This window comes from Halomonas sp. C10-5 (genome assembly GCF_057169305.1).
The window spans coordinates 2,960,723-2,987,296 of the sequence record NZ_CP175665.1 but is presented as its reverse complement, the minus strand read 5'-3'; the positions used below and the strand labels follow the sequence as shown (position 1 = coordinate 2,987,296).

Genomic DNA, 26,574 nt, shown 5'->3' with positions numbered 1-26,574 from the left:
TTAGGGGCCGGGAGGGCGCGGCGAGTGGATGCGACTCGGCGCGGCTTTCGCTACAATAGACGTCTTTTCCGTGCCGCCGCGGCGCCGGCCTCTCGCCGGTGCCGCGGCGGCCGTACGTCCACCGCAGATTCAGGCGAGACGCCCCATGCTGGAAACCAACCCGATTCACAACCTCATCAAGGACCTGTCTGAGCGGACAGATGTCCTGAGGGGGTATCTTTGACTATGCCGAGAAGAAGGATCGGCTAGAGGAAGTCACCCGCGAGCTCGAGGATCCCAACGTCTGGAATGATCCGGACTATGCCCAGAAGCTGGGCAAGGAGCGGGCCTCCCTGGAGCTTATCGTCGCCACCATCGACGAACTGGACCAGGGCCTCGGCGATAGCCGCGACCTGCTGGAGCTGGCCGAGATGGAGGAGGACGAGGGCACCGTCGCCGAGGTGGAGAAGGAGCTCGAGGGCATGAAGGCCAGCCTCGAGAAGCTCGAGTTCCGGCGCATGTTCTCCGGCGAGATGGACGAGAACAACGCCTACCTCGACATCCAGGCGGGCTCCGGCGGCACCGAGGCCCAGGACTGGGCCAACATGCTGCTGCGCATGTACCTGCGCTGGGCCGAGCACCACGGCTTCAAGGCGGAGATCACCGAGCTCTCCGCCGGCGAGGTGGCGGGCATCAAGTCGGCCTCCCTGCATATCCAGGGTGACCACGCCTTCGGCTGGCTGCGCACCGAGACCGGCGTGCACCGCCTGGTGCGCAAGAGCCCCTTCGACTCCGGTGGCCGCCGCCATACGTCGTTCGCCTCGGTGTTCCTGTCTCCGGAGATCGACGACAGCTTCGAGGTGGAGATCAATCCCTCGGACCTGCGGGTCGACACCTATCGCTCCAGCGGTGCCGGCGGCCAGCACGTCAACACCACCGACTCGGCGGTGCGTATCACCCACGAGCCCACCGGTATCGTGGTGGCCTGCCAGAGCCAGCGCAGCCAGCACGCCAACCGCGACTTCGCCATGAAGCAGCTGAAGGCGAGGCTGTGGGAGCACGAGATGGAGAAGCGCAACGCCGCCAAGCAGGAGGCCGAGGACTCCAAGTCGGACATCGGCTGGGGCAGCCAGATCCGCTCCTACGTGCTGGATGACCAGCGTATCAAGGACCTGCGCACCGGCGTGCAGACCAGCAACTGCGACAAGGTGCTGGATGGTGATTTAGACCAGTTTATTGTCGCCAGCCTCAAGCAAGGTCTGTAGCCACCCGTCTGGAACCGCGAAACGGGGAGGCCTGCGGCCTCCTTTCGCCCGGCACAGCCGCCCTCCCACCAGGCTCGCGCGGCTATAGCAGCAGGCGTGTCCCAGTTTCTTTATCAAAGATTTCCAACAGGTAGCGAAATGGCCAACGAGAGCCCCACCCCGGACAGCCCCCAGAACGACGAGAACCGCCTGATCGCCGAGCGTCGCGCGAAGCTGGCGGCGCGCCGCGAGCGGGCCGCCGCGCAAGGCGAGAGCGCCTTCCCCAACCACTTCCGTCGTGACAGCCATGCCGCCGAGCTCAACGCAGCCCTGGGCGACAAGGACAAGGCCGAACTCGAGGCGTTGAACCACCAGGCAGGCGTGGCCGGGCGCATCATGCGCAAGCGTGGCCCCTTCATCGTCATCCAGGACGTCAGCGGCCAGATCCAGCTCTATGTCGACAAGAAGGGGCTGCCTGCCGAGACCCTCGAGGAGATCAAGGGCTGGGATATCGGCGATATCGTCGCGGGGCGTGGCCCGGTGCACAAGTCGGGCAAGGGCGACCTCTACGTGATGATGGAGGAGGCGGTGCTGCTCACCAAGAGCCTGCGTCCGCTGCCCGACAAGTTCCACGGCCTCACCGACATGGAGGCGCGCTACCGCCAGCGCTACGTGGACCTGATCATGAACCCCGACTCGCGTCAGGTGTTCGAGACCCGTGCCGGGGTGATCAGCGCCATGCGCCGCTTCTTCGAGGCGCGCGGCTTCATGGAGGTGGAGACCCCCATGCTGCAGGCGATTCCCGGCGGCGCCACGGCGCGCCCCTTCGTCACCCACCACAATGCGCTGGACCAGGACATGTACCTGCGCATCGCACCGGAGCTCTATCTCAAGCGCCTGGTGGTGGGCGGCTTCGAGAAGGTCTTCGAGATCAACCGCAACTTCCGCAACGAGGGGCTCTCCACGCGTCACAACCCCGAGTTCACCATGATCGAGTTCTATCAGGCCTACGCGGACTACCATGACCTGATGGACCTCACCGAGGAGATGCTGCGCACCCTGACTCGCGAGGTGCTGGGCACCACCACCGTGGTCAACACCGTGCGCAACCGCGACGGTGAGGTGCTGGAGCACTTCGAGTACGACTTCGGCCAGCCGCTGCGCCGCCTGACCGTGTTTGACTCGATTCTCGAGTACAACCCCGAGATTCACGCCGATGCGCTGGCCGATGAGGCCGCGGCGCGTCAGATCGCCGAGCGTCTGGATATCGACGTCAAGGATGGCTGGGGCCTGGGCAAGATCCAGATCGAGATCTTCGAGAAGACCGTGGAGCATCGCCTGCAGCAGCCCACCTTCATCACCGAGTACCCCACCGAGGTCAGCCCGCTGGCGCGCCGCAAGGACGCCAACCCCTTCGTCACCGAGCGCTTCGAGTTCTTCGTTGGCGGCCGCGAGATCGCCAACGGCTTCTCGGAGCTCAACGATGCCGAGGATCAGGCCGAGCGCTTCCGCGAACAGGTGGCGGAGAAGGAGGCCGGCGACGACGAGGCGATGTACTACGATGCCGACTATGTGCGCGCGCTCGAGTATGGCCTGCCACCTACGGCCGGCGAGGGCATCGGCATCGACCGCCTGGTGATGCTGCTCACCGACAGCGCCTCGATCCGCGACGTGCTGCTGTTCCCGGCCATGCGGCCCGAAGTCGATTGACAGGTGATGGTGCGAGGGGCACCGGGGGAAGGCCGAAGAGGAGGTCCTACGCCATGGATGGCGTCGGTAGCGCCCAGGGAAGGGTTTACAGCGCCTCCTTGCAGGCCTTCCGCCGGATCAGCCCCGGGCAGTGCCTTCATGGTGGGAAGCATTGGTAAACACTGCAGACAGCGCCCATAATGGCTGTCGTTTCGACGTCGAGGAGACCACCATGAAACTGCTCAATCGCTCTGCCCTGAGCGTCCGCCCGACCCAGCACTTCGTGGACTGGATCAACGGGCTCGAGCCCACCCTCGGCGACGACGACCTGACGCTGGCCGACGTCGAGCGCGAGAGCACCGTCTACCTGATTCCCGAGATGGACACCCCGGAGGCCCTGCAGGGCTTCGTGCGCGAGCGCTATCTCGAGATTCTCGAGACCGAGCTGCGTGCCTGGGAAGAGGACGAGCGGCAGTGGCCCGAGACCATCAACTGGTCGCTGTTCCAGCGCTTCCTGCAGCTCGAGCACAGCTATCTGGCCATCGACCTCGACAACGAGGCGGCACTGGAGATCTCCGAGATCGATGACAGCCTGCTGCTGGAGACCGATCAGGACTGACCCTGAACGGCCCTCGCGTCCCGGTAGCCCGCGCGATGAGCATTCAGCTGCCGGGGCTCTCCCAGCCCAGCATCGCCCAGCGCATCGGGGCGCCTCCCCGGCGGCCGCGCTCTGGGTCCCGCGCATACCATGCCGCCAGCCGTGAGGCCTCCTCGTTGCTCAGCTCACCCAGTATTCGGGTGGCCCGCTGCACGAACGCATCGGCACTTTCCGCGCCGGCCAGCCGGCTGGGAGTCTCGATGTAGTCCAGGGTGGCGTATATACCACGCGCGTGGAGCAGGTTGAGTGCGTAGATATGGTCGGGCAGGCCAATGCCGGGACGCTCCAGCAGGGCGTCGATCTCGGGATCGAGGAAGTGGCCCCCGGCCAGCTGGGTCATGTAGACGCGCCGCCTGGCGTGGGTGTTGAGCTTGGCCAGGGCGTCGTCGAGGTCATCGACCAGGCCGGCCCTCGAGGCGACCACGATGTCGCAGCGGGGCACATCGTGCCAGGGCTCCTCCCAGGCGCGACGGATCGAGGTCACGTTGTCGGCGCCGAGCTCATCGGCGCGGCGCGCCAGCTGATCGAGCATCGCCGGGCTGTGGTCGAGTCCGTAGACATGCTCCATCCGGTCCCACAGCAACAAGCCGATGGTTCCCGGGCCGCAGCCCACGTCGAGCAGGGTGTGGCAGTCGCTGAGATCCAGCCGGGACACGAAGGCGTTCGCGTAGCTGCCGCCCAGCGGCTTGGCGCCCAGCTCGGCGGCACGGGCATCCCAGGCGCTGACCGGCTTGGGCTGGCGCCCCGAGGCGTCAAGGTGTTGGCGATAGCGGGCGGCGAAGTCGATGTCGCTGAGCATGGCGGGCTCCCTTTCCGGCAATCACCATAGCCTAGCGCTACTGCGGCCAGGCGAGTGTGATGCGCATCAACTCATTCGACATGGACCCCAAGGAAGGGCAAATACCGTGAGCCGACTCTTCGAGACCCGCCCCGGCGACGATGGCCTGCCGGGACACGAACGGCGTCTGGCCGTGCTGGCGCTGATCCTGGGTACCCTGATGGCGGTGGTGGACACCACCATGGTCAATATCGCGCTGCCCTCCATCGCCAGGAGCCTCGAGGTCTCCGCCTCCCGGGTGGTGTGGGTCACCAACCTCTTCCAGGTCAGCTGTGCCGCCTTCCTGCTGGTATTCGCCGCCCTCAGTGAGCTGCTCAGCCGGCGTCGCCTCTACGTGGCCGGTGTCGCGGTCTTTGCCCTGGCGGCGCTGGGCAGTGCGCTCTCGACCAGCCTCGAGTCGCTGCTGGTGTTCCGGGCCCTGCAGGGGCTGGGGGCGGCGGCGACCCTCTCCATCGGTCCCTCGATCTACCGGCAGATCTTTCCCACGCGGCTGCTGGGCAGTGCACTGGGGCTCTCTGCCATGGTGGTGGCGGGCGGCTATGCCGCCGGCCCGGCCATCGGCGGGCTGCTGCTCTCGGTGGCCGACTGGCCCTGGCTGTTCGCCCTGCATCTGCCGCTGGGCGCGGTGGCGGTGGTACTGGCCTGGCGGGCGCTGCCCCGTGAGTCGGCACGTCCCGGCGGCTTCGACTGGCAGGGGGCGCTGCTCTCGGTGGCCATGCTCGGCGGCTTCTTCGTTGCCATGGATGGCCTCGGGCATGGCATGCCGGCCTGGGCGCTGGTGGCGTGGCTGGGCAGCAGCCTGGTCGCGGCGCTGCTGTTCCTGCGTCGCCAGCGGCGTGCCACCCATCCGCTGCTGCCGCTGGCGATCTTTGCCGAGCGACGCTTCAGCCTGGCGCTGGCCGCCCAGGGCAGCGCCTTCGTGGGCCAGGGGCTCGCCTTCGTGGCACTCTCCTTCCTGTTCCAGCAGCAGATGGGCTTCTCGCCGCTGGAGACCGCCTGGCTGTTCACCCCCTGGCCGCTGGCGATCATGCTGGTGGGGCCGCTGGCGGGCCGGTTGGCAGACCGGGTGAACCCGACCCTGCTGGCCTCGCTGGGCCTGACCCTGCTGATGGTCGGCCTGGCCGCGCTGGCCCGGCTCGATGCCGAGGCCGGGGTGGTCGAGGTGTTGTGGCGCATGGCGCTGTGCGGGCTGGGCTTCGGGCTCTTCCAGCCGCCCAACAACCGCGAACTCATCGGCAGCGTGCCCGCCGCGCGCAGTGCCAATGCCTCCGGGGCCATGAGCACCTCGCGCACCGTGGGACAGTCGCTGGGGGTGGCCCTGGTGGGTGCCTTCCTGGCCGCCGGCGTGGCGGTGCAGGCGACGCTATGGCTGGGCGCGCTGACCACCCTGGTCGCCTTGCTGTTCAGCCTGCTGCGGGTCCCGCTTGCCGCCGTCCGGCGCGAGTAGCGACGAGCGCGCGCGACCCAGGCGCATCGTTCGCGCCGCCGATAGCGAGTACAATGGGGCCTTCACTTCACCACTTCGGGAAGCCGCCATGAGCATCCAGTCAAGCATCGAAGAGAAGCTCAAGGCCCTCGAGCCCGCCTTTCTGCAGGTGGAGAACGAGAGCCATCGGCACGCCGTGCCGCCCAACTCCGAGACTCACTTCAAGGTCACCCTGGTCAGCGAGCGCTTCGCGGGGCTGATGCCGGTCAAGCGTCACCAGCAGCTCTATTCCCTGCTGGCCGACGAACTGGCCGGCCCGGTGCATGCCCTGGCCCTGCACCTCTACACGCCGCAGGAGTGGGAGGCCAGCGGCCAGGCGCGTCCCGACTCCCCCGACTGCCAGGGCGGCGGGCGGTGACCAGCGAGCCGCAGCGCCTCCAGTATCTGGAGGCGATGGGTCTGACCTCCTGGGTGTCACGCTATGTGCTGCCCAACGCACGCAGCACCCCGGCCTGTGACTGGGAGCTGCCCGAGGCAGCCCCCGAGGCCGATCACGGCGAGCGTCTGCATGCCCTGCTCGACGAGGCGCGGGAGCAGCCTGCTGCCCCCCGGCCGGAGGTTCCCACCCAGGAGCGTGCCGCGCGCCCGCCGCGACCTGGCAAGGCGCGCGCGGCCCTGCTGGGGGATATCCCGCCTTCGCCAGAACCCGACAGCGGGGCCGAGGAGACGGCAGGATCTACCGCGCAGGCGCCGGGAGAGGCGCTACGCTTCGCCTTCCAGGTCGCCTGCCTGGAGGGGCGCTGGCTGCTGGTGCTGCTGGGCGAACAGGCGCCGGGGCGTCCCCAGCTGATGCTGCTCGCCAACCTGCTGCGGGCCGCGGGTATCGACTCGCCGCTGCCGGTCTTCCAGGACTTTCGCTGGCCGCTGCAGGAGGGGCTGCCGGTGCATGAGCCGCTGGAGGAGGCCCGCGAGGGCCTGAAGGCCTTCATCGCGGGGGCCAGCCGGCGCGGCTGGGCGCCACGCCGGCTGCTGATGTTCGGCCAGGATGACACCCTGGACCGGGTGCTGTCGCTCGAGGCGGGGCACTGCCCGCTCTTCGACCTGCCAGCCTGGCAGGCGCCGTCACTGAACGAGCTCTCCGCCAGTGCCGATGCCAAGCGCGCGCTGCTGCCGCAGCTGCTGGAGCTGGGCGAGGCGTGGCGAGACGCAGCAGGGGAAGTGCCGGATGAACGCTAGCAAGCGCGGGAAGAAGCCGATACTGGTGCGCCTGACACAGGCCGACCTCCCGGCGGTGGCGGCGCTGGAGGCGGCTCACGGCTGGCCTATGGGCGGCTCCGAGGCGCAGTTGAAGACAGCCCTGGCCGACCCCGCCACGGCTGTCTACGGCCTGCTGGCCGGCGATGCCCCGATGGGTGATGAACTGCTGGGCTATGCCGCCGTGGCCCGACTGCCCTTCGAGGCGGAGCTGCAGGCGATCCTGGTGGACAAGACGCGGCGCGGCCAGGGGCTCGCCCGGCAGCTGCTCACCGTGGTGACCGACCAGGCCCGTGACTGGGGCAGCGAGCGGCTGCTGCTGGAGGTGCGGGCGGGCAATGCTCCGGCCATAGCGCTCTATCGTGCGGCGGGCTTTCGCGAGGATGGCATTCGTCGTGGCTACTATCCGCCACTGCCGACTCGTGCCTCGCCCTCGTTGCATGCCCCGGACACGCCACCGCCCCGGCAGGCCGGGGCGGTCAGGGAAGATGCGCTGCTGATGTCGCTGGCGCTGGGGTGAGTCCGCTCGGCGGCTCAGCCCTGGCTGTCGCCATCCAGCTCGTCCAGCTTGCCCAGCACGGCGGTCAGGCGGCGCTCCCACTCCTCGCGCTCCTGCTTCAGGCGGCTGTTTTCCTCGCGCAGCTCTTCGGCTTCCATCTTCAGCAGCTCCAGAGCCTCCACGGCACTGGTGACCTTCTGTTCGAGCCGGTTGAAGAGTTCGATGCTCATCCTGTTCTCCTGAGGTGTCGTTCCGGGTGGTCCTTGCGGCCGAGCCGGGGCCCGTGGCGGGCGGTCCAGGCCAGCAGCGTAACGCCGAGCTACTGGCTCAGCAAGCGTCGTCGGGCGGCGACATCACTGCAGTGTCACGGCGGTAGAGCCGGCCGTGGCTGTCGCCGGCCTGTACCTCGCGGTGCAGCTGCCAGCCGGCGGGGACCTGCGGGTCGAGTCCGGTCTCGGTCTCCAGGTAGATGAAGGCGTCGTCCGCCAGCCAGCCCGCCTCCAGGGCGGCGCAGCAGGGCTCGGCCAGGCCCTGGCGGAAAGGCGGGTCGAGGAAGACCAGGCTGGCGGGGCAGGGCGTGCCGGCCAGGAAGGTGGCAGCATCGTCGTTGACGACCCGCCCGCGCGGCGCTGCCCCCAGGGTGGCGAGGTTCGCGGTGAGCTGGTCGGCGACCCGGGCATCGCGCTCCACGAAGGTGGCTTCCCGGGCGCCCCGCGAGAGGGCTTCCAGGCCGAGGGAGCCGGTGCCGGCGAAGAGGTCCAGAACCCGGGCGCCGGGCAGGGTCGCTGCCAGCCAGTTGAACAGGGTCTCGCGGACCCGGTCGGGCGTGGGCCGCAGCCCGGGGCTGTCGAGTACCGGCAGCAGTCGGCGGCGGTAGTCGCCGCCGATGATGCGCAGGCGGCCGGCGCTCCGGTGGCCGGTGTCCTTGCCGCCGTGCTGGCGGGCGGTGGCGGGCTTGCCTGAACGGCGTGAGCGTGGGTGGCGTCGAGTCATGGCGAGGATTGTAACGGGCGGCTTGTCCACAGTCATGGTGGGCAATGGTAGGATGTGGCGATTCGTTCATCCGCGAGGCTGATTCTGTCCATGTTCGGTTTTTTCAAGCGCAAGAAGAAGCAGGAGCAAGAGGCGACCCGGGAGGAGCATGACCTCCAGGACGAGACCGCCCCGCCTGCCGATGAGGGTGAAGGCTCCGCCGAGGGGGAGCGTGACGGTGAGCCCGAGGGCCGGGCCGAACCACCGCACGCCGAGACGGCCGAGGAGCCTCTCGACAAGAGCGTCGCGGAGGACAGCGCTGCGGCGCGTCAGCTGGAGCCCGAGGTCGAAGTGGCACCTGATGCAGGGGGCGACCAGGCAGCAGGCGTTGCCCCCGATGTCCCCGAGCAGCAGGCTGCTGTCGAGCCCGAGCCCGAGCCCGAGCCCGAGCCCGAGCCCGAGCCCGAGCCCGAGCCCGAGCCCGAGCCCGAGCCCGAGCCCGAGCCCGAGCCCGAGCCCGAGCCCGAGCCCGAGCCCGAGCCCGAGCCCGAGCCCGAGCCCGAGCCCGAGCCCGAGATGCCCCGCGCCGCGTTGCAGGAGAAGCCCGTCGCCGGCGAGAAGAAGGGGTGGTTCGCGCGCATCCGCTCGGGCCTCGGCAAGACCCGCGCCAACCTGACCGATGGCCTGGCGGACCTGTTCCTGGGCAGGAAGCAGATCGACGATGACCTGATGGAGGACCTCGAGACCCAGCTGCTGATGGCGGACGTGGGCATCGAGGCCACCACCGAGATCATCGATCGCCTGACCGAGCGGGTCTCGCGCAAGGAGCTCAAGGACAGCGAGGCGCTCTACCGCGCCCTGCAGGAGGAGCTGGCCATCATACTCGAGCCGGTGAGCCATCCCCTGGTGCTGCCGCCCAAGGGGGAGGGGCCCTTCGTGATCCTGGTGGTCGGCGTCAACGGCGTGGGCAAGACCACCACCATCGGCAAGTTGACCCAGCGCTTCCAGCGCGAGGGACGCAGCGTGATGCTGGCCGCTGGCGACACCTTCCGAGCCGCCGCGGTGGAGCAGCTCAAGGTGTGGGGCGAGCGCAACAAGGTACCGGTGATCGCCCAGCACACCGGCGCCGACAGCGCCTCGGTGGTCTATGACGCCGTGGCAGCCGCCAAGGCCCGCGGTGTCGATGTGCTGATCGCCGATACCGCCGGGCGCCTGCACAACAAGGCGCACCTGATGGAGGAGCTCAAGAAGGTCCATCGGGTGATGGGCAAGCTCGACGCCGCAGCGCCCCACGAGGTGATGCTGGTGCTCGACGCCGGCACCGGTCAGAACGCCCTCTCCCAGGCCAGCACCTTCCACGAGGCGGTGCCGATCACCGGGGTCACGCTGACCAAGCTCGACGGCACCGCCAAGGGCGGCATCATCTTCGCCCTCGCCAAGCAGCTGGGTATTCCGATCCGCTTCATCGGGGTCGGTGAGTCCCTGGACGACCTGCGGCCCTTCGTGGCCGGCGAGTTCGTCGATGCCCTGTTCGACCGCGAGAGGGACGACGCCCAGGGATGATCGTCTTCGAGCACGTCGGCAAGCGCTATGGCGGGCGCTTCGATGCCCTCGCCAACCTCGATTTCCGCGTGCGGCGTGGCGAGATGCTGTTCCTGACCGGCCACTCCGGTGCCGGCAAGAGCTCACTGCTGCGCTTGATCATGCGCCTGGAGCGACCTTCCCGGGGGCGAATCCTGGTCGCCGGCCACGATATCGACCGGCTCCATCCCAGCCAGGTGCCCTTCTATCGTCGCCAGATCGGCGTGGTCTTCCAGGATCACCAGCTGCTCTACGACCGCTCGATCTTCCACAACGTGGCGCTGCCCCTGGCGATCCAGGGCGTCGAGCCCCGCGAGGCGGCGCGCCGGGTGCGGGCGGCACTCGACAAGGTGGGGTTGCTGCACCGCGAGAAGGCGTTGCCCATCGAGCTTTCCGGCGGCGAGCAGCAGCGCGTCGGGATCGCCCGGGCGGTGGTCAACAAGCCGGCCCTGCTGCTGGCCGACGAGCCCACCGGCAACCTCGACCCCCAGCTCTCCGCCGATATCATGGCGCTGTTCGAGGACTTCAACCGCATCGGCACCACGGTGATGATCGCCAGCCACGACCTGGCGCTGATCGCCCGACTCCACCATCGCACCCTGCGCCTGCGCGAGGGGCGCCTGGTGGGTGACCAGGAGGCCGCATGAGCCGTTCTCCCGCTCCGCCCCCTCGCGGCGCTCGCACGCACCGCACGCGTTCATCGAGCCGCTTCCGCGGCTGGCTGCGCCACCATCGGGCCATGGCCCTGGACAGTGCCCGGCGGCTGCTGCGGACGCCCATCGGCAGCCTGGTGACCATGCTCGCCATCGCCATCGCTCTGGTGCTGCCGGCGGCGCTGTGGCTGACCCTGGACAGCGCACGGCTGCTCGACGCCGAGCTCACCGAGAGCGCGACCCTCACCGCCTACCTCGCCCCGGGGGTCGATGATGGCGAGGCGGGACGCATCGAGGAGGCCCTGGGGGCCCAGCCCGGCGTGGCCCGCACCCGGCTGATCACCGCCGCCGAGGGCATGGCGGAGTTTCAGCAGGCGCTGGGGCTCACGGACGCCCTGGCGCGCCTCGATGACAACCCGCTGCCGGCCAGCGTGGTGGTGACCCCCGAGGTGCCGGCACCGGATGCAGTGAGGGAGCTGGCCGAGACGCTGGGGGCGCTGTCCGGAGTGGAGGAGGTGCGCCTGGACATGGCCTGGATCGAACGCCTGCGCAGCCTGGCCGAACTGGGGCAGCGCGTGGCGCTGGCGCTGGCGGTGCTGTTCGGTGGGGGAGTGCTGCTGGTGGTGGGCAATACCATCCGCCTGGCGGTGGAGAGTCGCCGCAAGGAGATCGAGGTGATCACCCTGATCGGCGCCACGCATGGCTTCGTGCGCCGCCCCTTCCTCTACAGCGGAGCCTGGTATGGCCTGGGCGGCGGCCTGCTGGCCTGGGCGCTGCTGACCCTGGGTGGGGAGTGGCTGGCGGCACCGGTCTCGGCGCTTGCGGCCAGCTACGGCGCCAGTTTCAGCCTGCCCCGGCTGGGGGTGGGCGGTTCCGCCACCCTGGTCGGCTGTAGTATACTATTGGGCTGGCTGGGTGCCTGGATCGCGGTCAGTCGCCACCTCGCCGAGGTGAAGCCGCGCTGAGGCAAGACCAGCGCGTCGATGGCTCCGAGACCATAGGGACCTCGCGGAACTTTTCGATGTTCCTGGCGTCTGAGGAGCCGCACGCCAAGACACACATGGGCTGATTGAGGAGACATCCTGCACATGAGCAACAGTCTTCTTCCGGTGGGCCAACTCTCCCCGGGGCACGACCTCAACGGGTATATCCGGGCGGTGAATGGCATTCCCATGCTTACCTCCGACGAGGAGCGTGAGCTGGCCTTCCGACTGCATGATGAGGGCGATCTGGAGGCGGCACGCCGCCTGGTGCTGTCGCACCTGCGCTTCGTCGTGCATATTGCCCGCAGCTACTCCGGCTATGGCCTGCCCCAGGCGGACCTGATCCAGGAGGGCAATGTCGGCCTGATGAAGGCGGTCAAGCGTTTCGATCCCAATCAGGGCGTGCGACTGGTCTCCTTTGCCGTGCACTGGATCAAGGCCGAGATCCACGAGTTCGTGCTGCGCAACTGGCGTATCGTGAAGATCGCCACCACCAAGGCCCAGCGCAAGCTGTTCTTCAACCTGCGCAGCGCCAAGAAGCGCCTGGCCTGGCTCAACAGCGACGAGGTCGAGGCGATCGCCAAGGACCTCGACGTCAAGCCCGAGGTGGTGCGCGAGATGGAAGGTCGGCTCTCCTCCCACGATGCCGGCTTCGATGCGGCTCCCGGCGAGGATGACGAGAGCAGCTGGCAGGCGCCGGTGCACTATCTGGACGACGCCTCCGCCGATCCGGCGACCCAGCTCGAGGCGAGCGACTGGGAGGGCGACTCCACGCGCCGCCTGCAGCAGGCCATGGAGGCCTTGGACGAGCGCTCCCGGGATATCCTGCAGCGTCGCTGGCTCAGCGAGCCCAAGGCGACCCTGCACGACCTGGCCGATGTCTACGGTGTCTCCGCCGAGCGTATCCGACAGCTCGAGAAGAACGCCATGAAAAAGATCAAGCAGCAGATCGGCGACGCCCTGGTGGCATGACCCACGGCAGGGCGCCTGGTGTCTGGTGTGGGCGGCTGAGCCCGCCATGAAGTATCGAGGAGCAAGCTGCAAGGGAACCCCTTGGCTTGCTCCTTCTGGTTCAGGCCAGCCTGACTTGCTCCTTGCTCCTTGCTCCTTGCTCCTTGCTCCTTGCTCCTTGCTCCTTGCTCCTTGCTCCTTGCTCCTTGCTCCTAGCGCCTGTCAGGCCGGCTGCGGGCTCTCCCGGAGCAGCTGTGCCGAGAGCAGCCCCCACTGGTCCTCCCAGTACTCGGTGGGGCGGCGGCGGAAATCGCTCCTCACGTACTGGCTGATGCGCCCTTCGGCGGTGGCCAGCAGCAGGTTGGCGGCGGCGGAGGCGGGCAGGCTGGGGCGGCGCCCCTCGCGCAGCTCGGCCTCGCGCAGGACCTGCCTGAGCTGGGTCTCGAGCCGCTCGAACAGCTGGTGGATGCGGGTTCGCAGGCGCGCCGTCTCGCCGGTGAGCACGCCGCCGTCGAGCAGCCGTGAGAGACCGGGGTTCTTCTCGGCGAAGCCCAGCAGCAGGGTCAGCAGCGCCGCGCAGCGCGGCAGTGCCTCGTGCTCCTCTTCCAGGATGCGCCCGATACGGGCGAACAGGGTCTCCTCGATGAACTCGATGAGGCTCTCGAACATGCGTGCCTTGCTGGGGAAGTGGCGATAGAGCGCGGCCTCGGTGACGCCGACCTGCTTTGCCAGGGCGGCCACGGTGATGCGTTTGCCGCTGTCCTCTTCCAGCATCAAGGCCAGTGCCTGCAGGATCTGCTCGCGGCGACTAGGGGTGGGAGTTGCCTGCGTCATGGTGTGGTCAGCTTTCGTCGGTGATCAGGGTGCCGACCCCGGCGTTGGTGAAGATCTCCAGCAGGGTGGCGTGGGGCACCCGGCCGTCGATGATATGGGCGCTCGCGACGCCACCCTTCACCGCCTCCAGGGCGCAGCGGATCTTGGGCAGCATGCCGCCGTGGATGGTGCCGTCACTGATCAGCGCATCCACCTGGGCGGTGGTCAGGCCGGTCACCACCTCGCCGGAGCCATCCATCAGGCCGGCCACGTTGGTCAGCAGCATCAGCTTCTCGGCACCGAGCGCCTCGGCCACCTTGCCGGCCACCAGGTCGGCGTTGATGTTGTAGCTGTGGCCCTCGGCGTCGACGCCGATGGGGGCGATCACCGGGATGAAGTCGCGCTCGGCGAGCATCTCGATCAGGTCGGTGGAGATATGCTCCACCTCGCCGACATGGCCGATGTCGATGATCTCGGGGACGGTCATCTCCGGGCTCTGGTGCACCACCTTGAGCTGGCGGGCACGTATCTGGGCGCCGTCCTTGCCGGTGAGGCCGATCGCCTTGCCGCCGCACTGGTTGATCAGGTTGACGATGCCCTTGTTGACCAGGCCGCCCAGCACCATCTCCACCACGTCCATGGTCTCGGCATCGGTGACCCGCATGCCATTGACGAAGCGTGACTCGATGTTGAGCTTCTTGAGCAGCTCGCCGATCTGCGGACCGCCCCCGTGGACCACCACCGGATTGATGCCGACCTCCTTCATCAGCACCATGTCGCGGGCGAAGGAGTCGATCAGGGTGTCCTCGGTCATGGCGTTGCCGCCGTACTTCACCACCACGGTCTTGCCGGAGAAGCGCTGGATATAGGGCAGCGCCTCGGAGAGTACCTCCACCACAAGGCGCGGGTCGCGGGTCTGTTCGGTCATCGGTCGGGTTCCCTCTCCTGTCTATGCGATGAACCGCCCCTTAGAGGGGCAGTTCGAGGTCGGGTGACACCTGGGTGAGGGCGTCAGCGAAGCGGCCGCGGATGCGGGCCAGGGCGGCGTCGTCCTTGCCCTCGAAGCGCAGCACCAGCACTGGCGTGGTGTTGGAGGCGCGGCACAGGCCCCAGCCGTCGGGGTAGTCGACGCGGATGCCGTCGAGGGTGGTCTTGACCCCCTCCTCGCCGAAGTCGCCCTCGCGGGCCAGGCGTGCCACCAGGTCGAACTTGGTCTCGTCGGTGACGGTGATGTTGATCTCCGGGGTGCCCTTGTCCTGGGGGTAACGGTCGAAGAAGGCGTCGGCATCCATCTCCTGGCGGGAGAGGATCTCCAGCAGGCGGGCGGCGCCGTAGAGGCCATCGTCGAAGCCGTACCAGCGCTCCTTGAAGAAGATGTGGCCGCTCATCTCGCCGGCCAGCAGGGCGCCGGTCTCCTTCATGCGCGCCTTGATCAGCGAGTGGCCGGTGCGCCACATCTCGGGCTCGCCGCCGGCCTCATCGATCACCCGGGCCAGGTTGCCGGTGCACTTGACGTCGAAGATCACCTTGGCGCCCGGGTTGCGCTCCAGCATGTCCTCGGCGAAGGCCATCATCAGGTGGTCGGGGTAGATCAGGCGGCCGGAGGGGGTGATCACGCCGAGGCGGTCGCCATCACCGTCGAAGGCCAGGCCGATATCGGCGCCGCTCTCCTGCACCACGCGGATCAGGTCCTGCAGGTTCTCGGGCTTGCCCGGGTCCGGGTGGTGGTTGGGGAAGGTGCCGTCGATCTCGGCGAACAGCGGGAGGGTCTCGACGCCGAGCTTCTCCACCAGCTGTGGGCCGAGCTCGCCGGCCACGCCATTGCCGCAGTCCACCACCGCCTTCAGCGGGCGGGCCAGGCGCACGTCGGCCAGGATGCGCGCCAGGTAGGCGTCGCGCACGTCCACCTCGCGCACGCTGCCCTGGCCTGTGCTCAGTTCGCCCCCGACGATACGGGTGTGCAGGGCGGTGATCGCCTCGCCGGAGAGGGTCTCGCCGCCAAGCACGATCTTGAAGCCGTTGTAGTCCGGCGGGTTATGGCTGCCGGTGACCATCACCCCGGAGGCGGTGCCGTCCAGCGCATGGGTGGCAAAGTAGAGCACCGGGGTGGGCACCATGCCGACGTCGATGACGTCGCGACCGGCGGCGGTCAGACCGCGCACCAGGGCGTCCTTGAGGCGTTCGCCGGAGAGGCGACCGTCGCGGGCGACCACCACGGTGGACTCGCCGCGGGCGGCGGCCTCGCTGCCGATGGCGCGGCCGATCAGCTCGACGCTGTCCTCGGTAAGGGTGTCATCGACGATGCCGCGGATATCGTAGGCGCGGAAGATGGAGGCGGGAACGGTCTGGGTGTCGGCTGTCATGGTTATCCTTTTCCTGTGAATAGCGTCGCGGGACTCAACATCAGTGGCGGCCGGAGCTGCCGAAGCCGCCGCTGCCACGCTGGCTGGCGTCGAAGTTGTCTACCACCTCGAGCGCGGCCTGCACCACGGGGACAAGCACGAACTGTGCCAGGCGATCGAAGGGCTCGACGGTGAAGTCGGTCGCGCCGCGGTTCCAGACCGAGATCATCAGTTCGCCCTGGTAGTCGGAGTCGATCAGCCCCACCAGGTTGCCGAGCACGATGCCGTGCTTGTGGCCCAGCCCCGAGCGCGGCAGGACCAGGCCGGCGAGGCCCGGGTCGGCGATATGCACGGCGAGCCCGGTGCGCACCAGCTCGCACTGGCCCGGGGCCAGGGTCAGCGGGGCCTCGAGCAGGGCGCGCAGGTCCATGCCGGCGGAGCCTTCGCTGGCGTAGCGGGGCAGGTGGTCGCGCAGGCGCTCGTCGAGGAGCTTCACGGCGAGGCGCGGGGGAGTGGCGGAAGCGGGCATCGGGTTTCCTGGAAATCGGTCGTGTGGGTCAGCGGGACTGCCGGTCGGCGAGGCAGGCCAGGGCGCGGCGCAGGATCGCCTCGGCGAGCCGCGCCTTGGGCTGTGGAGGGAAGGCGTCGCGGCCGAGATCGTCGCCCTTCGGCGACGATTGACGGGGCCCAGCCCGCCATAGCAGCACGGCGGCGTTGTCGTCGGCGCCGAAGCCGAGGCCCTCGCAAGAGACGTCGTTGGCGACGACCATGTCCAGCCCCTTGCGGGCGAGCTTGTCCCGGGCGTAGCGCTCCACGTCCCGGGTCTCGGCGGCGAAGCCTACCACCAGCGGCCGGCTGGCCTCGGGCAGGGCGGCCACCGCGGCGATGATGTCGGGGTTCTTGACCAGGCGCAGGGTCAGGGCGTCCTCGCCCTCCACCTTCTTGATCTTGTGCTCGGCTGCCGTCTCGGCGCGGTAGTCGGCCACCGCGGCACAGCCGATGAAAAGGTCGCTCTCGGGTGCCAACTGCTGGGCGGCGGCGTGCATCTCGCGGGCCGTCTCCACCTCGAGACACTCCACGCCGGTCGGGCAGGCCAAGGCCACCGGACCACTGATCAGCTTGACCCGGGCGCCCAGCGCCGCGGCGGCCTCGGCCAGGGCGTAGCCCATCTTGCCGGAGCTGTGGTTGGATAGGTAGCGCACCGGATCCAGCGGCTCCCGGGTGGGGCCTGCGGTGATGGTGATGGTCAGGCCCGAAGCGGGACCCTTGTCGGTGTCCGCGGCCCCCTCCGCCACCCGCAGGGCCTCGAGGATCGCCTCGGGCTCCAGCATGCGCCCAGGACCGACATCGCCGCAGGCCTGATCGCCGCTGTCCGGCCCCAGCAGGCGCCAGCCGTCCTCGGCGAGCCGGGCGGTGTTGCGCTGCGTCGCCGGGTGGGCCCACATCGCCTGGTTCATGGCCGGGGCCATCACCTTCTCGGCGTCGCTGGCCAGGCACAGGGTGGTGAGCAGGTCGTCGGCCATGCCGGCGGCCAGCCGCGCCATCAGGTCGGCGGTGGCGGGGGCGATCAGGATGGTGTCGGCCCAGCGGGCCAGCTCGATGTGCCCCATCCCGGCTTCGGCCTCGGGGTCGAGCAGCGAGGTGCGCACCGTCTCGCCGGTCAGTGCCTGAAGGGTTAGCGGGGTAATGAAGGACTGGGCGCCCTGGGTCATGACGACCCGCACGTCACAGCCCGCCTGCTTGAGCAGGCGGGCGAGCAGGGCGCTCTTGTAGGCGGCGATGCCGGCGCTGATGCCGAGCAGCACGCGTCGGCCTGTCGTGGGTCCGGATGGCGATGACATGGGCATGTCCCAGGGCGCTGTTATCAGCCGCCTACCTTACCATCGGCGCCCGACCTTGCGTAGCCGGGCCGGCCATGCCGGAAGAGTGGCTACACTGAGGAGACTCGGCGTGCGGGAGAAGAGTGGGAGGGTGGCGATGTCGATCAGGGACTGGCCGGAGGGTGAGCGCCCCAGGGAGAAGTTGCTGGCGCTGGGCGCGGAGGTGCTCTCGGATGCCGAGCTGTTGGCGATCTTCCTGCGGGTGGGCGTGCAGGGCCGCTCGGCGGTGGACCTGGCGCGTGACCTGCTGCTGGAGTTCGGTGGCCTGCGCCAGTTGCTGGAGGCCGAGCGCGAGCGCTTCTGTGCGGCGCGGGGCATGGGGGATGCCAAGTACGTGCAGCTCCAGGCTACCCTGGAGCTGTCGCGGCGCCACCTGGCCAGCCAGCTGGCGCGGGGGGAGGCGCTCACCTCGCCGACCCTGGTGCGTGCCTATCTCTCCAGCCAGCTGCGCCATCTCGGGCACGAGGAGTTTGCCGCGCTGTTCCTCGATACCCAGCACCGGGTGATCCGCTACGAGTCACTGTTCCGCGGCACCCTGGACAGCGCCTCCGTCTATCCCCGCGAGGTGGCTCGCCGCGCCCTGGAGCTCGGTGCCGGGGCACTGATCCTCGCCCACAACCACCCCTCCGGCGTGGCCGAGCCCAGTGATGCCGACCGGAGCATCACCGAACGGCTGCGTGAGGCATTGGGGCTCTTCGAGATCCGCGTGCTCGACCATTTCGTGGTGGGGGATGGCGAGGTTGTCTCCTTCGCCGAACGAGGGTGGTTATAGTCAGCGGGGCATGACGCGGGGCGCCACTTCCTCTATAATGCCGCCTCGGCTGCGCCTGACCCCGCAAATCGGGGTCGCCTGCCAAGCGCCTGCCCACCGTCAGTCGCCTTTCGCGTCGCACTCGCCGTCGCGGGGCATGTCATGCCCTTGCGCTCCGGGCTTGTCCGGCGAGGCGGTCTCTGGTATAAAGTGCAGCCTTTGAATTCCCTTGGGTCAAATGTCACGGGATCTCCCGGTTTGCCCGACAGGTTTTGAACACAACAGGTGATTGAACACCTGGCCAGTGGTTGGAGGCTCCCATGTCCAAAGTATGTCAGGTTACCGGCAAGCGCCCGGTGACTGGTAACAACGTTTCACACTCCCAGCGCAAGACTCGCCGCCGGTTCCTGCCGAACCTGCACACCCACCGTTTCTGGGTGGAGTCCGAGAACCGCTTCGTCAAGCTGCGCGTCTCTTCCAAGGGCATGCGCATCATCGACAAGAAGGGTATCGAGGCGGTACTCGGCGATATCCGCAAGCGCGGCGAAGCCGTCTAAGCGATTCGCTTTCTAGCGATTCATTAAAGGGGAGCAAGTAGTCATGCGTGACAAGATCAGAATGGTGTCCAGCGCCGGTACCGGCCACTTCTACACCACCGACAAGAACAAGCGGAACACTCCGGACAAGCTGGAGATGAAGAAGTTTGATCCGGTCGTCCGTAAGCACGTGATGTACAAGGAAGCCAAGATCAAGTAAGCCTTGATCCTCTTCCGCAGGTGTTCAAGCCTGTTGACCTGAACCCGGCTGACTCCTCAGCCGGGTTCAGGCGTTTCTGAGGCAGCCGCAGAGACCGCCGTCGATGCCCGAACTTCCCGAAGTCGAAACCACCCGCCGCGGTATCGCGCCCCATGTCGAGGGCCGCGAGATCGGCGAGGTGATCGTACGCCAGCCCCGCCTGCGCGTGCCGGTGCCTGGCGACCTGGCCGAGCGGCTGGTGGGCGCGCGCATCGGTACGCTGGCCCGACGCGCCAAGTACCTTCTGCTGCCCCTCTCCGGGGGAGAGGCCGCCGGGGCCACCCTGCTGTGGCATCTGGGCATGTCCGGAAGCCTGCGTATCGCGCGTCTCGGCGAACTCCCCAGGAAGCATGATCACCTCGACCTGGTGCTCGACGACGGCGCCATCCTGCGCTACCACGACCCGCGCCGCTTCGGCTTCGTCGACTGGCTGGCCGGTTGCCCCGAGCAGGATTCGCGCCTGGCGCACCTGGGGCCTGAACCGCTCTCGGCGGCCTTCGATGGCGAACGGCTCTACCGGCTTTCCCGCGGGCGTCGGGTCGCGGTCAAGCCCTTCCTGATGGACAACACCGTGGTGGTGGGGGTAGGCAATATCTACGCCTCCGAGGCGCTGTTCATGGCCGGCATCGACCCGCGCCGTGCCGCCGGGCGCATTTCGGCCGAGCGCTATGCTTGCCTGGCCGCCGCCGCCAAGGAGGTGCTGGCCGCGGCCATTACCCAGGGCGGCACCACCCTGCGTGACTTCGTCGGCGGCACCGGCGAGCCCGGCTACTTCAAGCAGCGGCTCAATGTCTATGGCCGCCACGGCCAGCCTTGCCGCCGCTGCGGCGCCGAGCTGCGCCTCATTACCCTCGGGCAGCGGGCCAGTGTCTACTGCCCCCACTGCCAGACCTGATTCCCCGGAGAGACCCATGACCCTGTCCTCACTGCGCCTGAAGAAGAACGCCGACCGCCGCCTCAAGGCCGGCCACCTGTGGCTCTACTCCAACGAGATCGACACCGATGCGACCCCGCTCAAGGGGCTGGAGGCCGGGGCGCAGGTGGTGGTGGAGGCCGCCAACGGCAAGGCCATGGGCGTGGCCTACGTCAATCCCAACTCGCTGATCTGTGCTCGGCTGGTCTCCCGGGACCCCAAGCAGGGCCTCGACCGTTCGCTGCTGGTGCATCGGCTCAACCAGGCGCTGGCGCTGCGCCAGCGCCTGTTCGCCGCGCCCTACTACCGGCTGGTGCACGGCGAGGGCGACCTGCTGCCGGGGCTGGTGATCGACCGCTTCGGCGATACGCTGGTGGTGCAGCTCAATACCGCCGGCATGCAGGCGGCCCTCCCCGAGCTGCTCGACGCCCTGGACAAGGTGCTCTCGCCGACTACCGTGGTGCTGCGCAACGACACCTCGGGGCGCCGCCAGGAGGGCCTCGAGCGCGTCGTGGAGGTGGCCAAGGGGGAGGTGAGTGATCCCGTGCTGCTGGAGGAGAACGGCGTGCGCTTCGCCGCGCCGGTGCTCGATGGCCAGAAGACCGGCTGGTTCTATGACCACCGCGCCAACCGCGCCTGGCTCAACCAGTTCGTGGCCGGCAAGCGGGTGCTGGACCTGTTCAGCTATGTGGGTGGCTGGGGCGTGCAGGCGGCGGCCCACGGTGCCAGTGAGGTGCTCTGCGTGGATGCCTCCGCCCCGGCGCTCGAGCGGGTCGCCGAGAATGCTGCGCTCAACGGCCTCCAGGAGCAGGTGTCGGTGGGCGAGGGTGACGCCTTCGAGGCGCTGGCGGCCCTCAAGGCGGAGGGAGAGCAGTTCGATGTGGTGATCCTCGATCCGCCCGCCTTCATCAAGAAGCGCAAGGATATCCCCAACGGCGAGCGCGCCTACGCGAAGCTCAATCGCGAGGCGATGCGCCTGCTCGGACGTGACGGCCTGCTGCTCTCCGCCTCATGCTCCATGCACCTGGCGCCGGAGCGACTGGTGGACGTGGTGCGCGGTGCGGTGCGCCACCAGGACCGCCATGGCCAGGTCCTCTTCCAAGGCCACCAGGGGCCGGATCACCCGGTGCATCCGGCGATCCCCGAGACCAGCTATCTCAAGGCGCTGGGCGTGCGGGTCTTCCGGGACTGACATGGCGGACGCGGCGGTGCGGGTCTTCCGGGACTGACATGGCGGATGCGGCGGTGCGGGTCTTCGCCCACAGCAATGCGCTGCTGGTCAGTCATGTGCGCAACCTGCTCGAGGCGGCGGGGATCCCGGCACAGCTGCGCAACATGACCCTGGGTGGCGGCGCCGGCGAGCTGCCGCTGGGGGAGTGCGAACCCGAGGTGTGGGTGAAGCCCCATAACGGCGAGCGGGCGGAGGCACTGATTCGTGAGGCCCTGGCCGGGGCGAGCGAGGCACCGGCCTGGCGCTGCCCCGGCTGCGGTGAGCCGCTGGATGGCGTCTTCGACGCCTGCTGGAACTGCGGAGCGCTGCGTCCCTGAGATTCGAGCCCCTGACATGCGAGGAGCGTCTTAATGGAGTGGGATCTGCCCGAGCCCTTCGTCATCGAACTCGTTGTCGAGCCCGCGGCCATCGATGAGTATGACCATGCCAACAACGCCGAGTACCTGCGCTGGATCGAGCGGGTGAGCTGGGCCCACTCCGACGCCCTGGGGCTCCCCCTGGCGCGCTACCGGGAACTGGATCGCGGCATGGCGGTACACCGCCATGAGCTGGATTACCTGGCCCCGGCCTTCGCCGGCGACCGCCTTGCGCTCGCCACCTGGATCATTGCCGATGACAGCCGCTTGACCCTGACCCGCCGCTTCCAGCTGATCCGTCCCGCCGATGGCCGCACCCTGCTGCGGGCGCGCACCCGCTTCGCCTGCATCGAGCTCTCAAGCGGCCGCCCGCGGCGCCTGCCCGAGGAGTATCGGCGGATCTACGGCGAGGCGGCCGTGGCCGAGTGACCCCGGTCGCCTTGGCGGGGTGCGCGCGTTACCATAGCGGCCATTTCCGAACCGCAGAGTCCGCTTTTCCCATGAGTGCAGCTTCCGAGAAGACCCGCGTTCTTACCGGCATCACCACCACCGGTACCCCCCACCTGGGCAACTACGTTGGCGCCATCAAGCCCGCCATCGAGGCGAGCCAGGATCCCAACGTGCAGTCCTACTACTTCCTGGCCGACCTGCATGCGCTGATCAAGTGCCAGGACCCGCGCCGGGTGCAGGAGTCGCGCCTGGAGATCGCCGCCACCTGGCTGGCCCTGGGCCTGGATACCGACAACGCCATCTTCTACCGCCAGTCGGATATCCCCGAGATCCCCGAGCTGACCTGGATGCTCTCCTGCGTCTGCGCCAAGGGGCTGATGAACCGCGCCCACGCCTACAAGGCGGCGGTGGCGGAGAATGAGACCGCCGGCAACCAGGATCCCGACAAGGGCATCACCATGGGCCTGTTCGGCTACCCGGTGCTGATGGCCGCCGACATCCTGATGTTCAACGCCAATAAGGTGCCGGTGGGGCGTGACCAGATCCAGCATATCGAGATGGCCCGCGACATGGCCGGGCGCTTCAACCACCTCTACAAGGGCCAGTACTTTACCCTGCCCGAGGCGGCGGTGGACGAGAAGGTGGAGGTGCTGGGCGGCCTGGACGGACGCAAGATGTCCAAGAGCTACAACAACACCATCCCGCTGTTCGTCTCCGCGAAGAAGCTGCAGAAGCTGGTGCGCAAGATCAAGACCAACTCGCTGGAGCCCGGCGAGCCCAAGGACCCGGATACCTGTACCCTGTTCCAGATCTACTCCGCCTTCGCCACGGCGGAGGAGAGCGCGGCCATGCGTGACGAGTATGCCAATGGCATCGGCTGGGGCGAGGCCAAGAATCGCGTCTTCGAATACCTCGATGAGCACCTGCGCGAGCCCCGCGAGCGCTACCAGGCGCTGCTGGAGGATCCGGGCCATATCGAGCAGGTACTGCTGAAGGGGGCCGAGCGTGCCCGCGCCGAGGCGGCTCCGTTGATGGATCGCCTGCGTCAGGCCGCGGGCCTGGGGCGCTTCGTCTGATCGACGCGACCACGCGGCCATGTGACGGGCGCCCCGCGGGGCGCCCGTCGTCTTGCATGGCAATATATTCCTTTTTGGAATTATAATTTTCTTTTAAATACTTTTACGTGCTTTGCTGGGTTCGTTAGCCTGCTCTGTCTCCCGGGACCTCCCGCCCCAGACGACTTCAAGAGAGCCTGCCATGAGTGAACTTGCCCTGACCCAGCGCACCCGACTCTCCCTTCCCGCCGTGGCCGCCGGTGCCCTGCTGCTCGCGGCCCTGGCCGTGAGTGCTGCCTTCGGCGCGCGCCTGGGCGCCCTGATGGTGGTCGGCGGCCTGCTGGGCATGGTGCTCTACCATGCCGCCTTCGGCTTCACCGCCGCCTGGCGGGTCTTCATCAGTGAACGGCGCGGGCGCGGTTTGCGCGCGCAGATGGTGATGCTGGCCATCGCCGTGCTGCTGTTCTTCCCGGCGCTGGGCGCCGGCAGCCTGTTCGGCCAGCCGGTATCCGGCTTCGTTGCGCCCATTGGCGTGTCGGTGGTGTTCGGTGCCTTCCTGTTCGGGGTCGGCATGCAGCTGGGTGGCGGCTGTGCCTCCGGCACCCTGTTCACCGCCGGCGGCGGCAATGCGCGTATGCTGATCACCCTGGCGTTCTTCATCGTCGGCTCGCTGATCGGTACCGCCCACTTCAACTGGTGGCAGAGCCTGCCGGCCTTCCGGCCGGTGTCGCTGGCCAGCGAGTTCGGTACCGGTGGCGGCATCGTGGTGAGCCTGGTGCTGTTTGCCCTCATCGCTGCCTTCACCGTGTTCATGGAGAAGCGCCGCCATGGCCAGCTGGAGCAGGCACCGACGAACGATGCCGGCAACCGGCGCTGGCTCACCGGACCCTGGCCGCTGCTCTTCGGTGCCGTGGCCCTGGCGCTGCTCAACTTCGCCACCCTGGCCCTGGCCGGGCGCCCCTGGGGGGTCACTTCGGCCTTCGCCCTGTGGGGCGCCAAGGGCTTCGAGCTGCTGGGGGGAGACGTCAGCCAGTGGGGCTACTGGCAGGCACCGGGCAATGCCGCGGCCCTCGAGGCCAGCGTCTGGGGCGATATCACCACGCTGATGAATGTCGGTATCATGGTCGGCGCCCTGGTGGCGGCGTCCCTGGCCGGCAGGTTTGCCCCCAACTTCCGTATCCCGGCGCGCTCGGTAGTGGCGGCAGTGATCGGCGGGGTCATGCTCGGCTACGGCGCCCGCCTGGCCTTCGGTTGCAACATCGGCGCCTACTTCAGCGGTATCGCCTCGGGCAGCCTGCACGGCTGGGTATGGCTGGTGGCGGCCTTCGCCGGCAACATGCTCGGGGTGAAGCTACGGCCCCTCTTCTTCACCGGCGAAGCGGCGCTCAAGCCTGCCGCCAAGGGCTGCTGAGCCCGGTCGGTGCTCCCAGATTGTCCCGTGATTGCCGCGTGATCCGCGCCCCGGCCCAGGCCGGGGCGCGGCGTTTTCGTGCGTGGTAGAGTATCGCTACAAGGCGCCGGCAGAGCGCCAACGGCCCGTTCCCGTCAACCGATCGAGAGCTGAGATGACCACCGAAGCCAAGCGCCCCCTTTATATTCCCTTCGCCGGCCCGCCGCTGCTGGAGATGCCGCTGCTCAACAAGGGTAGCGCCTTCAGCCAGGAGGAGCGCATCGAGTTCAACCTGATCGGCCTGCTGCCGCAGTGCGTCGAGAGCATCGAGGAGCAGGTGGAACGGGCCTACCGCCAGTATCGCCAGTGTCAGACCGACCTCGACAAGCATATCTACCTGCGCGCCATCCAGGATGACAACGAGACCCTCTACTACCGGCTGGTCTCGGAGCATCTCGAGGAGATGCTGCCGATCATCTATACGCCCACGGTGGGCAAGGCGTGTCAGGAGTTCTCGAACATCTATCGCAATCACCGTGGCCTGTTCATCAACTACGGCGACCGCGACCGCATGGATGACATCCTGCGTTCCTCCACCAAGGACAAGGTCAAGGTGATCGTGGTCACCGACGGTGAGCGTATCCTGGGCCTGGGCGACCAGGGTATCGGCGGCATGGGCATTCCCATCGGCAAGCTGGCGCTGTATACCGCCTGTGGCGGCATCAGCCCGGCCTACACCCAGCCGATCATGCTCGACGTGGGCACCAACAACCAGGCGCTGCTCGACGATCCCATGTACATGGGCTGGCGCCATCCGCGCATCTCCCAGGAGGAGTACGACGCCTTCATCGAAGAGTTCATCGCCGCGGTGAAGCGGCGCTGGCCCGGCGTGCTGCTGCAGTTCGAGGACTTTGCCCAGGCCAATGCCGTACCGCTGCTCACGCGCTACCGTGACGAGCTGTGCTGCTTCAACGACGATGTCCAGGGCACCGCCGCGGTGGTGGTGGGCACCCTGATGGCGGCCTGCCAGGCGCGTGGCGAGAGCATCGCCCAGCAGCGCGTGGTGTTCGTGGGTGCCGGTTCCGCCGGTTGCGGCATCGCCGAGCAGGTGGTGGTGGCGATGCAGGCCGAGGGCCTCTCCGAGCGGGAGGCTCGGGCGCGCATCTACATGGTCGACCGCGAGGGACTGGTCACCGACGACCAGAGCTGGCTGCGCGACTTCCAGAGCCGCCTGGCCCACGAGGCAACGTTCACCCAGGGCTGGAACGGCCAGGATCTGGTGGAGACGATCCGCCAGGTCAAGCCCAGCGTGATGATCGGCGTATGCGGGCGACCGGGCATCTTCACCGAGGAGGTGGTGCGCACCATGCACGCCGGCTGCGAGACGCCGGTGATCATGCCGCTCTCCAATCCCACCTCCCAGGCCGAGGCGCTGCCCGAGGACGTGATCCGCTGGACCGACGGGGCGGCGCTGGTCGCCACCGGCAGCCCCTTTGCCCCGGTGGAGCATGCGGGGCGCTCGATCCCCATCGCCCAGTGCAACAACGCCTATATCTTCCCCGGCATCGGCCTGGGGGTGGTGGCCTCGGGCGCGAAGCGGGTGACCGACGACATGCTGATGGCAGCCTCCCGGGCGCTGGCCCGCGAGGCACCCATCGTCAAACAGGGCGAGGGGGCGCTGCTGCCGGCGCTCTCCAAGATCCGCGAGCTCTCCAAGGCGATCGCCTTCGACGTGGCCGGCCAGGCCCAGGGCGAAGGCGTGGCGCTGAAGACCGATGGCATCAAGCTGCGCGAGGCCATCGAGCGCAACTCCTGGACGCCGGAATACAGGCGCTATCGTCGCCGCTCCTTCTGACCCGCGACGAGCACCA

29 protein-coding genes are annotated in these 26,574 nt (G+C 68.3%); 21 read left to right on the top strand and 8 right to left on the bottom strand.

All coding sequences use genetic code 11. The annotated features are described in order from the left end of the window. The first annotated feature begins 145 nt into the window (after nucleotides 1-145). The 3 genes from prfB (at nucleotide 146) to ACJ7IV_RS13915 (ending at nucleotide 3,531) form a co-directional block, all read left to right on the top strand. Nucleotides 146-1,244 (top strand): peptide chain release factor 2 gene (gene prfB, locus ACJ7IV_RS13925; RefSeq protein WP_483864888.1). Its coding sequence is split into 2 segments (ribosomal slippage): nucleotides 146-220 and nucleotides 222-1,244, totalling 1,098 coding nucleotides; the frame shifts between segments, so codons are not numbered across the junction. Between the two features lie 138 nt (nucleotides 1,245-1,382). After that, nucleotides 1,383-2,933 (top strand): lysine--tRNA ligase, encoded by a 1,551-nt coding sequence (gene lysS / locus ACJ7IV_RS13920; protein WP_483864887.1) that lies wholly within the window; start codon nucleotides 1,383-1,385, stop codon nucleotides 2,931-2,933. A 211-nt stretch (nucleotides 2,934-3,144) separates the two neighbouring features. Further along, the gene (locus ACJ7IV_RS13915) at nucleotides 3,145-3,531 is read left to right on the top strand and encodes a hypothetical protein (RefSeq protein WP_483864886.1); all 387 of its coding nucleotides are present in this window, start codon (nucleotides 3,145-3,147) and stop codon (nucleotides 3,529-3,531) included. Nucleotides 3,532-3,574: 43 nt separating this feature from the next. Here the strand turns inward: ACJ7IV_RS13915 and ACJ7IV_RS13910 are convergent, their stop codons facing one another. After that, on the bottom strand, nucleotides 3,575-4,369 hold the full coding sequence (locus tag ACJ7IV_RS13910; RefSeq protein ID WP_483864885.1) for a class I SAM-dependent methyltransferase: 795 nt from the start codon (nucleotides 4,367-4,369) through the stop codon (nucleotides 3,575-3,577). Between the two features lie 106 nt (nucleotides 4,370-4,475). Here ACJ7IV_RS13910 and ACJ7IV_RS13905 point away from each other — a divergent pair, with 106 nt between their 5' ends. The 4 genes from ACJ7IV_RS13905 to ACJ7IV_RS13890 all read left to right on the top strand — a co-directional run bounded on the left by ACJ7IV_RS13905 (nucleotide 4,476) and on the right by ACJ7IV_RS13890 (nucleotide 7,608). Then, nucleotides 4,476-5,855, top strand: coding sequence for an MFS transporter (locus ACJ7IV_RS13905; protein ID WP_483864884.1), 1,380 nt, complete (start codon nucleotides 4,476-4,478; stop codon nucleotides 5,853-5,855). Between the two features lie 88 nt (nucleotides 5,856-5,943). Beyond that, nucleotides 5,944-6,252, top strand: a complete 309-nt coding sequence (locus ACJ7IV_RS13900; RefSeq protein ID WP_161430019.1) for a BolA family protein — start codon at nucleotides 5,944-5,946, stop codon at nucleotides 6,250-6,252. Then, complete coding sequence (locus ACJ7IV_RS13895) at nucleotides 6,249-7,070, top strand: hypothetical protein (protein ID WP_483864883.1); 822 nt, start codon at nucleotides 6,249-6,251, stop codon at nucleotides 7,068-7,070. Before ACJ7IV_RS13900 ends, ACJ7IV_RS13895 begins: the two co-directional genes overlap by 4 nt. Then, nucleotides 7,060-7,608, top strand: coding sequence for a GNAT family N-acetyltransferase (locus ACJ7IV_RS13890; protein ID WP_483864882.1), 549 nt, complete (start codon nucleotides 7,060-7,062; stop codon nucleotides 7,606-7,608). Before ACJ7IV_RS13895 ends, ACJ7IV_RS13890 begins: the two co-directional genes overlap by 11 nt. A 14-nt stretch (nucleotides 7,609-7,622) precedes the next feature. Here ACJ7IV_RS13890 and ACJ7IV_RS13885 read toward each other — a convergent pair whose 3' ends face one another. Together ACJ7IV_RS13885 and rsmD are read right to left on the bottom strand one after the other, a co-directional pair. Further along, on the bottom strand, nucleotides 7,623-7,817 hold the full coding sequence (locus ACJ7IV_RS13885) for a cell division protein ZapB (RefSeq protein ID WP_161430021.1): 195 nt from the start codon (nucleotides 7,815-7,817) through the stop codon (nucleotides 7,623-7,625). Nucleotides 7,818-7,914: 97 nt separating this feature from the next. Then, nucleotides 7,915-8,580: a 16S rRNA (guanine(966)-N(2))-methyltransferase RsmD gene (rsmD, locus tag ACJ7IV_RS13880; protein ID WP_483864881.1), complete on the bottom strand. Its 666-nt coding sequence runs from the start codon at nucleotides 8,578-8,580 to the stop codon at nucleotides 7,915-7,917. Between the two features lie 90 nt (nucleotides 8,581-8,670). Between rsmD and ftsY the strand changes: the two genes are divergently transcribed. The 4 genes from ftsY (at nucleotide 8,671) to rpoH (ending at nucleotide 12,748) form a co-directional block, all read left to right on the top strand. Next, entirely contained in the window at nucleotides 8,671-10,122 is a 1,452-nt protein-coding gene (gene ftsY / locus ACJ7IV_RS13875) for a signal recognition particle-docking protein FtsY (protein ID WP_483864880.1), read from the top strand. Continuing rightward, entirely contained in the window at nucleotides 10,119-10,787 is a 669-nt protein-coding gene (gene ftsE, locus ACJ7IV_RS13870; RefSeq protein ID WP_161430024.1) for a cell division ATP-binding protein FtsE, read from the top strand. The genes ftsY and ftsE overlap by 4 nt, the downstream gene beginning before the upstream one ends. Continuing rightward, nucleotides 10,784-11,758, top strand: a complete 975-nt coding sequence (ftsX, locus tag ACJ7IV_RS13865) for a permease-like cell division protein FtsX (RefSeq protein ID WP_483864879.1) — start codon at nucleotides 10,784-10,786, stop codon at nucleotides 11,756-11,758. Before ftsE ends, ftsX begins: the two co-directional genes overlap by 4 nt. Before the next feature lie 123 nt (nucleotides 11,759-11,881). After that, the gene (rpoH, locus tag ACJ7IV_RS13860) at nucleotides 11,882-12,748 is read left to right on the top strand and encodes an RNA polymerase sigma factor RpoH (RefSeq protein WP_232912739.1); all 867 of its coding nucleotides are present in this window, start codon (nucleotides 11,882-11,884) and stop codon (nucleotides 12,746-12,748) included. Between the two features lie 201 nt (nucleotides 12,749-12,949). On the opposite strand, the gene slmA is transcribed toward rpoH, so the two are convergent. Genes slmA through coaBC form a run of 5 tightly spaced genes read right to left on the bottom strand, consistent with a single transcriptional unit; the run spans nucleotide 12,950 to nucleotide 17,729 of the window. Continuing rightward, nucleotides 12,950-13,561, bottom strand: coding sequence for a nucleoid occlusion factor SlmA (gene slmA, locus ACJ7IV_RS13855; protein WP_483864878.1), 612 nt, complete (start codon nucleotides 13,559-13,561; stop codon nucleotides 12,950-12,952). A gap of 7 nt (nucleotides 13,562-13,568) precedes the next feature. Beyond that, nucleotides 13,569-14,468 (bottom strand): acetylglutamate kinase, encoded by a 900-nt coding sequence (gene argB, locus ACJ7IV_RS13850; protein ID WP_161430028.1) that lies wholly within the window; start codon nucleotides 14,466-14,468, stop codon nucleotides 13,569-13,571. A 40-nt stretch (nucleotides 14,469-14,508) separates the two neighbouring features. Continuing rightward, entirely contained in the window at nucleotides 14,509-15,903 is a 1,395-nt protein-coding gene (locus ACJ7IV_RS13845) for a phosphomannomutase/phosphoglucomutase (RefSeq protein ID WP_161430029.1), read from the bottom strand. 40 nt (nucleotides 15,904-15,943) lie between these two features. Then, nucleotides 15,944-16,411, bottom strand: a complete 468-nt coding sequence (gene dut / locus ACJ7IV_RS13840) for a dUTP diphosphatase (protein ID WP_161430030.1) — start codon at nucleotides 16,409-16,411, stop codon at nucleotides 15,944-15,946. A 28-nt stretch (nucleotides 16,412-16,439) separates the two neighbouring features. Then, nucleotides 16,440-17,729 (bottom strand): bifunctional phosphopantothenoylcysteine decarboxylase/phosphopantothenate--cysteine ligase CoaBC, encoded by a 1,290-nt coding sequence (coaBC, locus tag ACJ7IV_RS13835; RefSeq protein ID WP_420841734.1) that lies wholly within the window; start codon nucleotides 17,727-17,729, stop codon nucleotides 16,440-16,442. 130 nt (nucleotides 17,730-17,859) lie between these two features. Between coaBC and radC the strand changes: the two genes are divergently transcribed. From radC to ACJ7IV_RS13785, 10 genes are all read left to right on the top strand, one after another. Beyond that, a complete protein-coding gene (gene radC / locus ACJ7IV_RS13830) occupies nucleotides 17,860-18,534 on the top strand; it encodes a RadC family protein (protein ID WP_483864877.1) in 675 nt (224 codons plus the stop codon). Nucleotides 18,535-18,833: 299 nt separating this feature from the next. Further along, the gene (rpmB, locus tag ACJ7IV_RS13825) at nucleotides 18,834-19,070 is read left to right on the top strand and encodes a 50S ribosomal protein L28 (RefSeq protein WP_023007520.1); all 237 of its coding nucleotides are present in this window, start codon (nucleotides 18,834-18,836) and stop codon (nucleotides 19,068-19,070) included. Nucleotides 19,071-19,113: 43 nt separating this feature from the next. Beyond that, nucleotides 19,114-19,269 carry a 50S ribosomal protein L33 gene (gene rpmG / locus ACJ7IV_RS13820; protein ID WP_021819788.1) on the top strand — a complete coding sequence of 52 codons (156 nt, stop codon included), beginning with the start codon at nucleotides 19,114-19,116 and terminating at the stop codon, nucleotides 19,267-19,269. Between the two features lie 103 nt (nucleotides 19,270-19,372). After that, the gene (gene mutM / locus ACJ7IV_RS13815; protein ID WP_161430033.1) at nucleotides 19,373-20,203 is read left to right on the top strand and encodes a bifunctional DNA-formamidopyrimidine glycosylase/DNA-(apurinic or apyrimidinic site) lyase; all 831 of its coding nucleotides are present in this window, start codon (nucleotides 19,373-19,375) and stop codon (nucleotides 20,201-20,203) included. A gap of 16 nt (nucleotides 20,204-20,219) precedes the next feature. Continuing rightward, a complete protein-coding gene (locus tag ACJ7IV_RS13810) occupies nucleotides 20,220-21,413 on the top strand; it encodes a class I SAM-dependent rRNA methyltransferase (protein WP_161430034.1) in 1,194 nt (397 codons plus the stop codon). 38 nt (nucleotides 21,414-21,451) lie between these two features. Beyond that, a complete protein-coding gene (locus ACJ7IV_RS13805) occupies nucleotides 21,452-21,769 on the top strand; it encodes a putative signal transducing protein (protein WP_483864876.1) in 318 nt (105 codons plus the stop codon). Between the two features lie 33 nt (nucleotides 21,770-21,802). Next, nucleotides 21,803-22,237 (top strand): acyl-CoA thioesterase, encoded by a 435-nt coding sequence (locus ACJ7IV_RS13800; RefSeq protein WP_483864875.1) that lies wholly within the window; start codon nucleotides 21,803-21,805, stop codon nucleotides 22,235-22,237. A 71-nt stretch (nucleotides 22,238-22,308) separates the two neighbouring features. Then, the gene (locus ACJ7IV_RS13795; RefSeq protein ID WP_483864874.1) at nucleotides 22,309-23,334 is read left to right on the top strand and encodes a tryptophan--tRNA ligase; all 1,026 of its coding nucleotides are present in this window, start codon (nucleotides 22,309-22,311) and stop codon (nucleotides 23,332-23,334) included. Between the two features lie 181 nt (nucleotides 23,335-23,515). Further along, nucleotides 23,516-24,724: a YeeE/YedE family protein gene (locus tag ACJ7IV_RS13790; RefSeq protein ID WP_483864873.1), complete on the top strand. Its 1,209-nt coding sequence runs from the start codon at nucleotides 23,516-23,518 to the stop codon at nucleotides 24,722-24,724. A 154-nt stretch (nucleotides 24,725-24,878) separates the two neighbouring features. Then, the gene (locus ACJ7IV_RS13785; protein WP_483864872.1) at nucleotides 24,879-26,558 is read left to right on the top strand and encodes an NAD-dependent malic enzyme; all 1,680 of its coding nucleotides are present in this window, start codon (nucleotides 24,879-24,881) and stop codon (nucleotides 26,556-26,558) included. Nucleotides 26,559-26,574: the final 16 nt, after the last annotated feature.

Bases quoted from the DNA above. Each gene is read 5' to 3' on its own strand.
- lysS (WP_483864887.1), top strand. From the start codon at position 1,383: ATGGCCAACGAGAGCCCCACCCCGGACAGCCCCCAGAACGACGAGAAC.
- ACJ7IV_RS13915 (WP_483864886.1), top strand. From the start codon at position 3,145: ATGAAACTGCTCAATCGCTCTGCCCTGAGCGTCCGCCCGACCCAGCAC.
- ACJ7IV_RS13910 (WP_483864885.1), bottom strand. From the start codon at position 4,369: ATGCTCAGCGACATCGACTTCGCCGCCCGCTATCGCCAACACCTTGAC.
- ACJ7IV_RS13900 (WP_161430019.1), top strand. From the start codon at position 5,944: ATGAGCATCCAGTCAAGCATCGAAGAGAAGCTCAAGGCCCTCGAGCCC.
- ACJ7IV_RS13890 (WP_483864882.1), top strand. From the start codon at position 7,060: ATGAACGCTAGCAAGCGCGGGAAGAAGCCGATACTGGTGCGCCTGACA.
- ACJ7IV_RS13885 (WP_161430021.1), bottom strand. From the start codon at position 7,817: ATGAGCATCGAACTCTTCAACCGGCTCGAACAGAAGGTCACCAGTGCC.
- rsmD (WP_483864881.1), bottom strand. From the start codon at position 8,580: ATGACTCGACGCCACCCACGCTCACGCCGTTCAGGCAAGCCCGCCACC.
- ftsY (WP_483864880.1), top strand. From the start codon at position 8,671: ATGTTCGGTTTTTTCAAGCGCAAGAAGAAGCAGGAGCAAGAGGCGACC.
- ftsE (WP_161430024.1), top strand. From the start codon at position 10,119: ATGATCGTCTTCGAGCACGTCGGCAAGCGCTATGGCGGGCGCTTCGAT.
- ftsX (WP_483864879.1), top strand. From the start codon at position 10,784: ATGAGCCGTTCTCCCGCTCCGCCCCCTCGCGGCGCTCGCACGCACCGC.
- rpoH (WP_232912739.1), top strand. From the start codon at position 11,882: ATGAGCAACAGTCTTCTTCCGGTGGGCCAACTCTCCCCGGGGCACGAC.
- slmA (WP_483864878.1), bottom strand. From the start codon at position 13,561: ATGACGCAGGCAACTCCCACCCCTAGTCGCCGCGAGCAGATCCTGCAG.
- argB (WP_161430028.1), bottom strand. From the start codon at position 14,468: ATGACCGAACAGACCCGCGACCCGCGCCTTGTGGTGGAGGTACTCTCC.
- ACJ7IV_RS13845 (WP_161430029.1), bottom strand. From the start codon at position 15,903: ATGACAGCCGACACCCAGACCGTTCCCGCCTCCATCTTCCGCGCCTAC.
- dut (WP_161430030.1), bottom strand. From the start codon at position 16,411: ATGCCCGCTTCCGCCACTCCCCCGCGCCTCGCCGTGAAGCTCCTCGAC.
- coaBC (WP_420841734.1), bottom strand. From the start codon at position 17,729: ATGCCCATGTCATCGCCATCCGGACCCACGACAGGCCGACGCGTGCTG.
- radC (WP_483864877.1), top strand. From the start codon at position 17,860: ATGTCGATCAGGGACTGGCCGGAGGGTGAGCGCCCCAGGGAGAAGTTG.
- rpmB (WP_023007520.1), top strand. From the start codon at position 18,834: ATGTCCAAAGTATGTCAGGTTACCGGCAAGCGCCCGGTGACTGGTAAC.
- rpmG (WP_021819788.1), top strand. From the start codon at position 19,114: ATGCGTGACAAGATCAGAATGGTGTCCAGCGCCGGTACCGGCCACTTC.
- mutM (WP_161430033.1), top strand. From the start codon at position 19,373: ATGCCCGAACTTCCCGAAGTCGAAACCACCCGCCGCGGTATCGCGCCC.
- ACJ7IV_RS13810 (WP_161430034.1), top strand. From the start codon at position 20,220: ATGACCCTGTCCTCACTGCGCCTGAAGAAGAACGCCGACCGCCGCCTC.
- ACJ7IV_RS13805 (WP_483864876.1), top strand. From the start codon at position 21,452: ATGGCGGATGCGGCGGTGCGGGTCTTCGCCCACAGCAATGCGCTGCTG.
- ACJ7IV_RS13800 (WP_483864875.1), top strand. From the start codon at position 21,803: ATGGAGTGGGATCTGCCCGAGCCCTTCGTCATCGAACTCGTTGTCGAG.
- ACJ7IV_RS13795 (WP_483864874.1), top strand. From the start codon at position 22,309: ATGAGTGCAGCTTCCGAGAAGACCCGCGTTCTTACCGGCATCACCACC.
- ACJ7IV_RS13790 (WP_483864873.1), top strand. From the start codon at position 23,516: ATGAGTGAACTTGCCCTGACCCAGCGCACCCGACTCTCCCTTCCCGCC.
- ACJ7IV_RS13785 (WP_483864872.1), top strand. From the start codon at position 24,879: ATGACCACCGAAGCCAAGCGCCCCCTTTATATTCCCTTCGCCGGCCCG.